Here is a 13,154-nt window from a genome sequence, read left to right as displayed (position 1 = left end):
AGAACTCACACGCTTCTAAATTAAATAGTGCTTTATTTTATTTTCTGACTTGACTAGTTATACAAATAACCCTAACATATTGCTAGATACATATTACGCTTTTATTACAAACTTACACTGTCGTTACAAAGTAGAGGAGAGCAAAAGACGGGAATTGCTTCAAGAACTTTGGACAGGGTATTTAAAATAAAGGAGGACCATGAATGAATCGCAATAAATTGCGTTTACTTGGCGTAATTGCTTCGATGGCAATGCTTGGAACTGCGCTCGCTGGATGTGGAACACAATCAGCAAGCTCTGGAGGGACATCGCCAAGCCCTGCTTCGTCAAGTAGTCAGCCTGTCTACGGCGGAAGTTTGACGATGGATCTATCGAGCCAGTTTCCACACCTTGATCCAGCTAAGGCGTACGACACGACGTCCTATGAGGCGGTTCTTCAGTTTTATAATCAACTTGTAACCTATCAGGGTGCAACGAACAATATTGTCCCTGATTTAGCAACCTATTCGATTTCTGATGGAGGGAAAGTTTACACGTTCCACATCAAGTCAGCGAAGTTTTGGAATGGTGATCCGGTGACGGCGCAAAGTTTTATCACAGAGTTTGAACGTGTGCTAAACAACAACATGCAATCGGGTGGACAAGGGTTCATTGATCCTCTGATCCAAGGCTCAGCAGCGTATGTTGCGGGAAAAGCGACAAGCGTTTCTGGCCTCAAGGCGTTGGACGCTAACACCTTGCAGATTACTCTGACCCATCCAAGCGCCACGTTCTTATACGTTTTGGCCATGCCATTTTTCTCAGCCGTTGATCCATCGTATATCGCGGCACATCCAGAGTCATACATTGATACCCATCCGATGGGGACAGGTCCCTTTGTACTCGCGTCGTATTCGCCTGGGTAAGACTATTGCGTAACGAAAAACCCGAACTACTTTGTCAAAGGCATTCCGTACTTAATCCAGATCGTGTTTAATATTAACAACTCGCCAAGTGCGGTATTGTTCCTCTTTGAACAAGGGCAGACAGGGCTTATTTCTTGGAACCAAACGGGGATTCCGTCCGAAGATTATCTGCCGCTTAGCAACAATCCGAAGTATTCAGGCGATATTGTAAAACAAACAGAAGTGGCGACTAACTACTTTGGTTTGAATTGCAAGTACGGACCGACGGCGAATGTGAACGTTCGTCGGGCACTTGAGTATGCTGTGAACAAACAAGTGATCGTGCGAATTCTCGATGGATTGGCAGTTCCGGCCAATCAGATCATTCCGCCGAGCATGCCAGCTGGTTATGAGCAGACACTGCCTGCGCAAGATCAGTACACATATGATCCGGCGCTTGCGAAAAAACTGCTTGCTCAAGCAGGCTATCCACACGGCTTTAGCACGACAATTTATACAGATAACAGCAGTCCTTCTGACTTGAAGACTGCAGAAGCGATTCAGCAGATGTTTGCGCAAGTTGGCGTGCGTGCCCAGATCAATCAGACCTCGTGGAATACGTTCTTGACAAACAATGAGACAGGTAAACAAGATATGTTTACCCTGGCGTGGATTGAGGACTTCCCGGATCCTTCTGACTTCTTGAACACTCTGTTTAATACAAATGAGAGCCCGGTGAACAACTCGACAAACTATAGCAATTCACAAGTCGATGCGCTTTTGAATAAAGGAGCATTGATGCCAGCAGGCACAGCGCGTGACAATGTGTACAAGCAAGCACAAAACATCATCTTGTCGCAAGCGCCGTGGATTCCGCTTGTGTATCCAGTCTATGCGGCTGCTGTCCAACCGTGGGTAAAAGGCTTTTACATCAATCCAAACTTGACAGATCCACTGCAATACATGTGGGTTGTACCCCACAATTCTTAAATGATTGGCACAGGTGCCATTTGTTTGCGCACTCTTGCAGTTATCTAAGGAAACAAGGCGGGCCCCCTCAAATTCAGAGGGGGCCCGCCTTGTTAGCGGCATAAGATCATGATGAAGATCATGCTGTAAGCTCATGTTGATTTACTCAAATTTGCGCCGGATATGCGATTCCGAGGAGTTGGAGTGCTGCCCGGATGGTAAGACGCGTGGCGTCCGTGAGTGCTAGGCGCCAAGTTCTTAACTCAGATTCTGCAGTAAGAATGGGACAATCGTGGTAGAAGCGATTGAAAGCTTGGCAAATGTCAAGGATTTGCTTGGCGATCAGCGACGGATCCGACTCATTGAGTGCACGTTGGCGCAGAGTTGGGAACAAGCTAATCTGCTTGGCAAGTTGCCATGTCGCATCATCAAACAAAAATTGCTCTGCGGTTTCTGCGATCTCAGAAGGCAGATTGAGAGCGGATGAAATGGCAACTGAGACGCTAGGTGAAACGTTTGTATCCAATAACTCTGCCTTGCGCAGTACGGAGCATGCGCGTGCATGCGTGTACTGTACATAAGGACCAGTTTCACCATCAAAAGCGACAGCTTGTTCTAAGGAAAATTCAATGTCGTGAAGACGGTGTGTTTTTAGGTCGTTAAAAATGACTGCGCCAACTCCGATTGCCTTCGCAACTTCGTCTGCATCTGGCAAATCTTTACTTTTCTCGGCGATGATGATTTGTGCTCGGCGAATCGCTTCATCCAACACTTCTTGCAAACGAACAACTTGTCCTTTGCGTGTAGACATTTTTTTGCCGCCAATTTTCATGAGGCCAAATGCGATATGCTCACACTTTGCTGCGAAATCATAGCCCATAAGGGATAGAACGCGGAAAATTTGTTGAAAATGCAAACGTTGTTCTCCACCGACAACGTACAGTAGTCGAGTTGCACCAAGGACGTTGTGACGATACAGTGCGGCCGCCAAATCACGTGTAGCATACAATGTAGCTCCGTCAGACTTGCGAATGAGACAAGGAGGGAGGGAAAAGGCATCCAATAAGACGACATCAGCTCCTTCACTTTCGACGAGGAGGTGACGTGCTTCTAATTCTTCAACGACGGATGCCATTTTATCGTTATAAAAACTCTCGCCAAGTACATGGGTAAAAGGTGTACTTAACAGTTCGTAGGTGCGGTTAAATTCCTCAAGGCTTACTTCGACAATCCAGCGCCACAAAGCAAGTGCGTCAGGATCACCATCTTCTAATTGCTTAAATGCGGCACGAGCTTCAATTTCTAAATTAGGATCGTTTTTTTCCTCTTCATGAAAGCGCACATAAAGCTGATTTAGTTCTTGGATCGGGTTTTTTCTTATAAGATCGGGATCGCCATAACGCTTATAGGCTACGATCATTTTACCAAATTGAGTACCCCAATCGCCGAGGTGGTTGATACGAAGTGCCGTATATCCGGCGGATTCAAATAAATTTGCAAGAGCAGTTCCAATGATCGTTGAGCGCAAATGCCCCATCGAAAAAGGTTTTGCGATATTTGGGGACGAAAGGTCAATCGCGACGATTTCTCCGACACCTTCTGTGCTTGTGAAAAACGATCGATCAGCAGACAAGGCATCCAGCCACATGCGAACGGCAGTTGCGCGGTTTAAGTGTAAATTCACATAAGGTCCTACAGCTTCTGCGCGCCGTACAATCGAAGTTTGGGCAAACTTCTCTGCGAGTGTCAAGGCAATGCTTTGCGGGCTTTTCTTTTGTTCTTTTGCCAAGCGAAAGCACGGCAACGCCAGATCCCCAAGTGTCGGGTCAGGCGGTGTCTCCAACCATTCTACGAAGGAGTTTGGTTCACTGTCTATCTGTGCAGCCAACTCCTTTGCAATCCACTCTTTTATGCCGTACACAGCTTGGTTCGCTCCTTTATTTTGTTGCAATAGGCAACATGACTTTTTAACCATATATCTTTTCATTATAGACAAAACGCAGAGCCACAGCAATTTTAGGCAGACTCGCATGCGTTTGATGGCATGACAATGGAAACCTGACTGTGATATACTTCGCTTAATGAACGCTTTGAATTACTCCCAGAGGATGAGTTAAGGAGGCTACTTCATGGAAGAACGGGAGAAAAACTCAAAAATAGTACCGTTTGAACCAGATGCTGCCTTTTTCTTTGAGCGAGGAGTTCGATATTTGAACAGACACGATCTGTCCCGCGCTTTGAAATCTTTTGAGCGTGCCGTGCAGTGTGAACCCAATAATGCTGTAAACCATTGTAATTTAGCAGGCGTTTTATCTGAGTTAGGTGATTTTGAAAAATCAAACGAAATTTTACAAAGCGTCTTGACGAACATCGCGCCGGACATGGCAGAGTGTTATTTTTATATGGCAAATAACTATGCGAATCTCGGAGAATATGAGTTAGCGGAAGCGCATGTTGTAAAGTATTTAGAAGTCGATCCGACAGGGGAGTTTGCCCCTGACGCAGATGAAATGCTAGATGTGTTGATTCACGAATTTGGTGGCGGCGACATTTTGCGCGAGAGCCGGCGCAAGCAGCATGAATCGAGCCGCGAACGCGATTATGCACGCACGTTGCTTGAGGAAGGGAAATTTCATGAAGCAAGTACTTTGTTGACTAAGGAAATTGAAATGCAACCGGACGCTGTTGCGCCGCGCAATAATCTTGCACTGGCACAGTACTATCTTGGACATATTGACGAGGCGATTGCGCTAACTAGACGAGTTTTAGAGCTTGAGCCAAAGAACATTCATGCGTTGTGTAATCTCGCTGTGTTTATTCGGCACCGTGGTCAGCACGAAGAATACCGACATTTGATCGCATTATTAAAGAAGCTTATGCCTCTTCAGTTTGATCAAGGGTATAAACTCGCAACAACACTTGGGATTCTTGGAGAACATCAGGCGGCCTATCAAATCTTTTTACAGCTTGTCCAATTTGGCGATCGTCATGATCCAACGTTGTATTTTGCACTTGCAGCTGCGAGTGCAAACTTAAACCGCTTTAAACAAGCACGTCAATGGCTGTTGGAGGTTCAGGCGCTTGATCCTGAGAGTGGCGTTGCTGATTATTACCTACAGGAGATTGATCGCGGATTAGAGAAGGGCGAACGCGTTTTACTCAGCTATAGTTATCAGCTTCCTTTTCATCTGCGTTCCAATATGAATGCACAGATGCGTTCGGGAGCGTTTGCCAAAATCGGAACGTGGGCAAAAGATCCAAGTGTCCGATCATCGCTGTATTTTGCGCTCTTTCGTGGTCCGCGTTCGACAAAGCGCGAGGCACTCCAAGCGTTAGCAGTTCTGCATGATACAGAAACAATTCACATTTTGCGCGACTTTGTGCGTGATGCAACGCAAGGAGAAGACATGGTGTGGAATGGTGTTTTTGTCTTGCAGGCGATGCATGTTACGGGTGCGCTCGATGTTTATCTCGGAGGGCAGTTGACGACGTTGCAATTACCTGTAAAAGATGAGCGTATTTTGTCGTGGAATCCGACGCTTGAAGCTATTTTTCGCGATGTGCAGTCTGCACTGGCAACAAGCGATGCTGATCTGATCGAAATTGCTTATGATGTGTGGGTGCGATATTTGATGAATGTGTTCACGGAATTGCCTAAAATCGTAAAACGCAGTGTGTGGGCCGCTGCTCTTGAATATGTTGTACGGAGAACTGCCGGTCGTACTGAACCGCAAGCGATCGTTGCGAGTCGTTACGAGGTATCGGTTAAAGCGCTCGCAAAAGCAGCACAAGCGATTACCGTGACGCTATAGTGGATGTTAGAATCTATATGTAAACAGGGGATCGGTGTATACGCGTGGATTTTATGATCGTTGGAACGGCTGGACATATCGACCATGGAAAAACTGCGTTAGTAAGAGCGCTTACGGGAATTGATACGGATCGGACGCGCGAGGAAAAAGAGCGGGGCATTTCCATTGAACTTGGATTTGCCCCGCTTTTGTTGCCAAGTGGCAAACGCATTGGGATTGTCGATGTGCCCGGTCATGAGCGGTTTATTCGTAATATGCTTGCTGGCGCAGGTGGCATGGATTTGATTTTGCTCGTGATCGACGCGCGCGAAGGCGTCATGCCGCAAACGCGTGAACACGTAGATATTTTGCAACTGCTTGAAGTGACGGCAGGCATTCTCGTAGTCACGAAGGTTGATCTTGTAGACGAAGAGTGGCTCGCGTTTATGCATGATGAGATTCGCACACAGATGGCGGGGACTTTTCTAGAAAATGCGCCGATGGTAGACGTGTCTGCAGTTTCTGGACAGGGGCTCGATGTTTTACGCGCGGTGATTGAACAGTCGCTTTTACGCGTTCAACCTAAATCTAGTGTAGGCGCGGTGCGTATGCCTATCGACCGCGTATTTCGTGTGGCGGGATTTGGATCTGTTGTAACTGGGACGATGTGGCGTGGGCAGCTACGCGTTGGCGATGCAGTAGAACTTTTGCCAACGTCAGAAGCACTGCGTGTTCGCTCCTTACAGGTGCATGGGGAACAAGTTGCACAAGCGATGGCGGGGCAGCGTGTAGCTGTCTCATTTACGAATGTTCGCGGGGAAATCAAGCGGGGAATGACCTTAGCCACACCTCACACGCTAATCCCTAGTCGATTGCTCGATGTTCGGCTCAGAGTGTTACAAGATAGTCCGTTTGTCTTAAAACATCGGATGCGTGTGCGCTTTTATCACGCAACTGCCGAGGTCATGGGGCGCGTATTGCTGTTGCGCGATCAAGAAGTTGCGGTGGGGGAAGAAGCATTGGCACAGGTATTATTGGAACAACCTGTTGTGGTGGAAGCTCGTGATCATTTTGTGCTGCGCAGTTTCTCGCCCATGCATACGCTTGGTGGAGGAATTGTCATCGATCCACATCCCGCGCGATTACATCGTCGCAATAGTACAGAAATCGTTTTACAACTCTTACGCCGCGAAGGGGGAACATTACGCGAGCGATTGCTTGATCAGATTCAATCAGCACCAGACGCTGAGCTCTTCGAGCTTGCAAAGAAGCTTAACGTTACCTTGGAAGAACTGCGCCCTGTTTTTCAGGATCTAGTGACCACGGGGGAATTGATTGAGTTTGAAAATAATGGATGGCTCCCGAAAAATCTTCTGATTTCTTGGGAAAATGAGTTTGTCCACGCATTAGAAGAGTATTATCAAAAAAATGCATATGATCTGTGGATGCCAAAATCTGTAGCTTACCGCGTATTAAAAGCAAATGGTGTGCCTCCCCGCTTTCATGATCAGCTGTTAAGCAACTTAGGTGCGCGAGGAATTCTTGTGGTTGAGGCGGAACGCGTGCAAAAGCCGGGTCGACAAATTGCTCTTACAACGGATGAAAAGTTGATGCAGTCGGCGATTTTAAAGCAACTTCAGGGGCAGCCGTTTGCACCACCAACTCTGCAGGAATTAGAGAAAGTGTATAAAGGCAGAGAAAAGGGATTACGTCTCGTTTTGCATGCGCTGGTGCAAGCCGATGAGATTGTCTTTATCAGCCAGGATCTGTTTCTATCGGTGTCTGCGTTGCATGCTGCAGAAGTGGCTGCTCGCAAATTGTATGAGGAGCGTGGGCCGTTTGCAGTCGCTGATTTCCGCGATCAGACGCGTACGAGTCGCAAATTTGCAGTGGCGATTCTTGAATATCTCGATCGTCAGAAAAAGACACGTCGCACGGGTGATGTACGCGTCTTTTTAGAAAACAGTTAAATGCAATTCATCGTCAAGGGGGAGTGGAGAAATGAAGAGTCGGGCTTTTCAGTCGAGCTATGAGGTTCCCGCATGTGCGACTCCGCTTCAGGCGACCATTACAGTGCCGGGATCAAAATCAATCACGAATCGAGCGCTGCCGATGGCGGCTTTAGCAAATGGACGCACGCGACTTCGGGGCGCATTGTTTTCGGATGATAGTCGGTACTTTATTCAATCATTACAGAGACTGGGATATCGTGTGGAAATAGACGAAATGGCCAAAGAAGTCATTGTGTATGGTGCAGGGATCGAACCTTTGCAACATGTGCAAGGATTGGATTTATTTGTTGGGAATTCAGGGACAAGCGCTCGCTTTCTCTCAGCTTTCGTAAGCCTTGGCAAGGGAAGTTATCGCATAGATGGAGTGTCACGGATGCGCGAGCGGCCGATTGCGGCATTGATTGCGGCGTTACGTGAACTCGATGTTGATGTTGTCGATGAACTGGGTACGGGGTGTCCGCCAATTTTAATTGAAGCGCAGGGTCTGCGAGGCGGAACCGTGCTGATGAGCGGGAAAGATAGTAGTCAGTTCGTTTCTGGGCTTTTGATTGCAGCACCTTATGCGAAGGATGAAGTGACTCTTATCGTACAAGGAGAACTTGTATCTGCACCTTATGTGACGATGACACTTGCGATGATGCGCCAATTTGGTGCAACAGTAAACCAGGAAGGGAACGTCTTTCACGTTGTTCCGAGTCATTATGTTGCTAAGGACTACATGATCGAACCAGATGCGTCGGGTGCTTCGTATTTTCTTGCGGCGGCAGCCATTTGTGGCGGAACTGTCACGATTCTTGGGTTGGGACGAGATTCACTGCAAGGCGATGCGCAGTTTGCCCAAGTGTTAGCGAATATGGGATGTACAGTTCGCTATGGATTCGATCGAATCGAACTAAGTGGTCCTCCAGAGGGGTTGCGCGGGATTGATGTCGATTTGTTTGCGATGTCGGACATGGTGCCGACGTTAGCGGCAATTGCTCCTTTGGCCAGGGAGAAAGTGCGAATTCGCAACGTCGCAAACATTCGCCTGAAGGAAACAGATCGTATTCGTGCTTGTGTGACAGAATTGCGGCGCTTTGGCGTCACAGTTACGGAGTTTGATGATGGACTTGAGATTGAGCCTTGCGATCAATTGCAAGAGGGGGTCACCGTGCAAACCTACGATGATCATCGCATGGCGATGGCATTTTCCATTCTTGGATTGCGTGTGCCTGGGACGCGGATTGAAAATCCAGCGTGTACGGCGAAGACGTATCCTGAGTTTTTTCAACATTTGGAAGAAACGATTCGCGGTGGCGCCTGATCGTGGTCATTCTATTTTCATGTACTTGTAATCATTGTGCAATCTCTCAGGATTATGATGTGGGTGTAGCATATTTGACCCCCTTTTGATGATTGTATTTGCGTAACGAAGGCGATGGCCTTTCGTTGCGTCTTTTTTTTGGCGGCATGTTACAATAAAGCTATTGCAGTGTCAAGAAGGTGTAGGTAATGGATTGACTGAGGGGGAAGCCGTTTTGCGTGTTGCAGTGGGAATCGATTTGGGTGGAACGTTTATTAAAGGAGCCGTCATTGATGAGGAAGGACGGCTCCTCGTAAAAGAGGAGGTGCCGACAGAAGCGGGCAACGGAGCAGATTCAATTTTAAGGCGAATTGAACAGTTGACACGCCGTCTGATTGTTGCGAGCGATGTGCGAGCGAATGAGGTTGTAGGGCTAGGAATTGGAATTCCCGGTTTTATCGATTCCAGTCGAGGCGTGGCAGAAGAGGTGATTAATATCGGGTGGCGGGATGTCCCTGTGATTGCCCCACTGCGTTCATGGCTACAGATGCCCGTTTTCATGGAAAATGACGCGAATCTCGCTGCGCTTGGTGAAGCGTGGGTCGGAGCCGGACGGGGATATCGCACAGCACTTTGCATTACACTAGGTACAGGGGTAGGCGGGGGAATTATTATTGATGGAAAGGTGCTGCAAGGTGCAAGTCATATGGCTGGAGAAATCGGTCATCTTGTACTTGACCCACTAGGCGCACCATGCAACTGTGGTCATTTTGGTTGTTTGGAAACAGTTTCCTCTGCGACGGGTGTCGTGCGTTTAGCGCGTGAGCGCATAGAAAAGGGAGAGCAGACACAATTGACGCTACAGCAATTGACAGCTGCAGATGTATTTGCAGCTGCAGAGCGACACGACCTATTGGCGCAGGCTGTCGTGCAAGAGGCTGCGCAAACTCTTGGGCGCGGACTTGCCATCGCTGCAAATTTGATCAATCCAGATGTCATCGTGATTGGCGGTGGGATGGCGCGGGCGGGAGAGACACTATTTAAACCTGTGCGTGAAGCATTTTCTGCGTACGCTTTGCGTCGTGTCGCAAGTGCAACAACACTTGTCCCTGCTTTGCTAGGCAATGATGCGGGAGTTGTAGGAGCAGGCAAACTGGCCTTGTATCCGTAAAAGGAGTGGCACACATGGGTCAAGGCGTGCGGATGTTAATTATTACAGGGATGTCTGGTGCTGGTAAGACGGTGGCGGTTCAGTGTTTAGAGGATTTAGGCTTCTTTTGTGTCGACAACTTGCCTCCTGCACTCATTTCAAAATTTAGTGAGCTACTGCGGCAATCCGATGGTGCGATTAAGCGAGTCGCACTCGTATGCGACCCGCGAGGAGGCGAGTTTTTTAAAACATTGTTCGCAGCCCTTGCTGAATTAGAAGAGCAATCTGGGATGGACTATCAGATCTTATATCTCGAAGCGGATGATGAAACGTTAGTGCGGCGCTATAAGGCATCCCGTCGCAGGCATCCAATGGCTCCAGAGCATGGGCGAATTGTCGATGGTATTTTGCGCGAACGTCAGTTATTAGCTGAAGTTCGCGAGCGAGCGGACTTAGTGATTAATACAAGTCGGCTAACACCAGCTGAATTAAAAGATATTTTAGCTAAGCACTACGGTACTTTTAGCGCCAGTGAGCGAATGACGGTGAATGTGTTGTCTTTTGGGTTTAAATATGGACTTCCTATTGATGCAGACTTGGTTTTTGACGTACGCTTTTTGCCAAATCCATATTACGTGGATACACTTCGTCCGCGTACTGGGCAAGACCCAGAAGTGTATGATTATGTAATGCAGTGGCCAGCTACACAAGAATTCCTAAAAAAGCTGTTAGAGATGGTTGATTTTCTTCTTCCCCAATATATTAAGGAAGGGAAGTCACAAATTGTCGTTGGGATTGGGTGTACAGGTGGGCGCCATCGCTCTGTCGCCATTGCGGAAAGATTGCGTGAGCACTTGCAAAAATCGTACGTAGTGATGGTCTCACACCGCGATCTCGACAAGGAAGGTGAGCGATGAGAAAACATCTCAAAGAGCTAGCGTGGTTAATTCTCACACTTGGCGCGGGCATTCTCATCGGCGCTTATATGGTACAAACTACGTATGGATTTAAATGGTGGTTGATTGGGCTGTTTTGTATCACTTTTGGTGCAGTAGCCCTACTTGGTTTACGGTTGCGTGAACGCACACGCGAAAGGTTGATGCAACGGCAAATGGCGCGCCGCCCACGCATCGTCGTAATTGGCGGGGGAACAGGTCAACCCGTGCTGTTGCGCGGACTGAAGGCAAAAGATGCAGAAATTACGGCGATTGTTACCGTAGCGGATGATGGTGGAAGTTCAGGTCGTTTGCGCTCGGATCTTTATATGCCGCCACCTGGCGACATTCGCAATTGCCTGATTGCTTTGGCGGATACGGAACCTTTGTTAGCAGAACTGCTGCAATATCGTTTTGATGCTGGAAGTGAATTATCTGGACATAGTTTTGGCAACTTGTTTTTAGCTGCGATGACCAATATAACTGGCGATTTTGAAACGGCGGTCAAAGAGACGAGTCGAGTTCTTGCTGTACGAGGCCGCGTTTTGCCAGCCGCACGTCGCGCGATTACGCTTGCGGCGACTTTCATAGATGGATCGCGTGTAGTTGGAGAATCGCAAATACCGCTTGCAAAGAAAAAAATCAAAGAGGTCGAATTATTGCCGCGGCATGTAGAACCATTGCCTGAGGCGCTTGAGGCATTGGCCGAAGCTGATGCAATCGTGATCGGTCCAGGAAGTCTATACACGAGTATTTTACCGAATTTACTGGTCCCAGGAATTGCCGATGCGATCCGTCGTTCTCCAGCGAAAGTAATCTATGTTTGTAATGTCATGACACAGCCAGGGGAAACGGATGGATTTAGCGCCTCCGACCACGTGCAGGCAATCTATGATCACATTGGGCCGCGCTTTTTTGATATTATTATTGTCAATTCAGCGCCTATTCCTCAATCCATTCTAGAACAATATGAGTCAAAGGGCTCATATCCAGTGCGTGCCGACGTCGAAAAATTGCATGCACTTGGATTAACTGTCATCGCTCGCAATTTTTTGCATTATGCGATGTATGCGCGGCATGATGCGGATATGATTGCGATGCAAGTTCTTTCTTTAATTGGTCGCGAACATAAAGCAAAGTAGAGGTCAAGAAAGTGGAAGCGAGGTGGGTGAAATTGTCGTTTGCTGCGCAAACCAAAAAAGAACTCACTCAACTCCAGAGTAAACCTTGTTGTGAACGTGCTGAACTTACTGGATTTATCCAACATTGTGGTCGTATGAACACGGATATCGATCCACCTGTATTGGAACTCGCGACAGAAAATGCCGCGATTGCACGTCGTATGTATCAGTTGTTAAAGGCAAAGACAGGGGTAGAACTTGAAGTTTTAGTGCAACGTAAAATGCGTCTCAAAAAAAATAATGTCTATATTGTGCGAATGCGCCAAGATGTTTCCGCGGTATTTGATGAGTTGCAGGTGGGAGATGCACATGAACACATTGCGGCAGAAATCCCAACGTTTGTAAGGTCAAATACATGTTGCAAGAAAGCGTATTTGCGAGGAGCTTTTCTAGCGAGTGGATCGGTAAATGATCCAGACAGCCATTCTTATCATTTAGAAATCTATTGCAAGACACAGGAGCATGCGCAGGAGCTTTTGAGTTTATTTACTGGGTTTCACTTGCATGCAAAAGTAACACGGCGCAAAAAAGGATATATCGTCTATCTTAAAGAGGGCGATAAAATTGTTGAATTTCTTGGGATGGTCGGTGCGCATCAGGCGCTGTTGCGCTTTGAGGAAGTGCGAATTGTTAAGGAAATGCGCAATCAGGTGAATCGTTTAGTGAACTGTGAAACGGCGAACTTAAACAAAACGATCTTAGCTGCTGTGCGTCAATTGGATAATATTCGCTTGATTGAGCGCGAACTCGGTTTTGCGCGCTTACCACAAAAGTTGCGTGTGGTGGCAGAAAAACGTTTGCAGTATCCGGACATCACTTTGCAAGAATTATGTGAGGTGCTTCCTGATAAAGTGAGTAAGTCTGGATTAAATCATCGTTTGCGCAAATTAGACGACATCGCTCAAAAAATTCGTGCAGATCGCGGAATCTTTGAGGAATCGTAGCGTGGC

At 47.5% G+C, this 13,154-nt stretch carries 8 protein-coding genes and 1 pseudogene; 8 read left to right on the top strand and 1 reads right to left on the bottom strand.

Going from position 1 to position 13,154, the window contains the following annotated elements:
* Positions 1-203: 203 nt before the first annotated feature.
* A pseudogene (locus BM613_RS15525) lies at positions 204-1,874 on the top strand (ABC transporter substrate-binding protein).
* 145 nt (positions 1,875-2,019) lie between these two features.
* Here BM613_RS15525 and argS read toward each other — a convergent pair.
* Positions 2,020-3,804, bottom strand: a complete 1,785-nt coding sequence (gene argS, locus BM613_RS07520) for an arginine--tRNA ligase (RefSeq protein ID WP_245926300.1) — start codon at positions 3,802-3,804, stop codon at positions 2,020-2,022.
* A gap of 178 nt (positions 3,805-3,982) precedes the next feature.
* Between argS and BM613_RS07515 the strand changes: the two genes are divergently transcribed.
* From BM613_RS07515 to whiA, 7 genes are all read left to right on the top strand, one after another.
* Positions 3,983-5,665: a tetratricopeptide repeat protein gene (locus BM613_RS07515; RefSeq protein WP_109430559.1), complete on the top strand. Its 1,683-nt coding sequence runs from the start codon at positions 3,983-3,985 to the stop codon at positions 5,663-5,665.
* Positions 5,666-5,718: 53 nt separating this feature from the next.
* Positions 5,719-7,614, top strand: coding sequence for a selenocysteine-specific translation elongation factor (gene selB / locus BM613_RS07510; RefSeq protein ID WP_245926302.1), 1,896 nt, complete (start codon positions 5,719-5,721; stop codon positions 7,612-7,614).
* A gap of 31 nt (positions 7,615-7,645) precedes the next feature.
* On the top strand, positions 7,646-8,959 hold the full coding sequence (aroA, locus tag BM613_RS07505; protein WP_109430557.1) for a 3-phosphoshikimate 1-carboxyvinyltransferase: 1,314 nt from the start codon (positions 7,646-7,648) through the stop codon (positions 8,957-8,959).
* 163 nt (positions 8,960-9,122) lie between these two features.
* Positions 9,123-10,109 carry an ROK family glucokinase gene (locus tag BM613_RS07500; protein WP_181362958.1) on the top strand — a complete coding sequence of 329 codons (987 nt, stop codon included), beginning with the start codon at positions 9,123-9,125 and terminating at the stop codon, positions 10,107-10,109.
* Between the two features lie 14 nt (positions 10,110-10,123).
* Positions 10,124-11,005, top strand: a complete 882-nt coding sequence (rapZ, locus tag BM613_RS07495; protein WP_109430555.1) for an RNase adapter RapZ — start codon at positions 10,124-10,126, stop codon at positions 11,003-11,005.
* Between the two features lie 182 nt (positions 11,006-11,187).
* A complete protein-coding gene (locus tag BM613_RS07490; protein ID WP_281267837.1) occupies positions 11,188-12,165 on the top strand; it encodes a gluconeogenesis factor YvcK family protein in 978 nt (325 codons plus the stop codon).
* A 32-nt stretch (positions 12,166-12,197) separates the two neighbouring features.
* Complete coding sequence (gene whiA / locus BM613_RS07485) at positions 12,198-13,148, top strand: DNA-binding protein WhiA (protein WP_109430612.1); 951 nt, start codon at positions 12,198-12,200, stop codon at positions 13,146-13,148.
* Positions 13,149-13,154 lie beyond the last annotated feature (6 nt).

It is taken from the genome of Sulfoacidibacillus thermotolerans, from assembly GCF_003144315.1.
In the GTDB taxonomy this organism is placed as follows: domain Bacteria; phylum Bacillota; class Bacilli; order Alicyclobacillales; family SLC66; genus Sulfoacidibacillus; species Sulfoacidibacillus thermotolerans.
The sequence above is the reverse complement of the archived record's forward strand: the minus strand, read 5'-3'. Positions and strand labels throughout refer to the sequence as shown.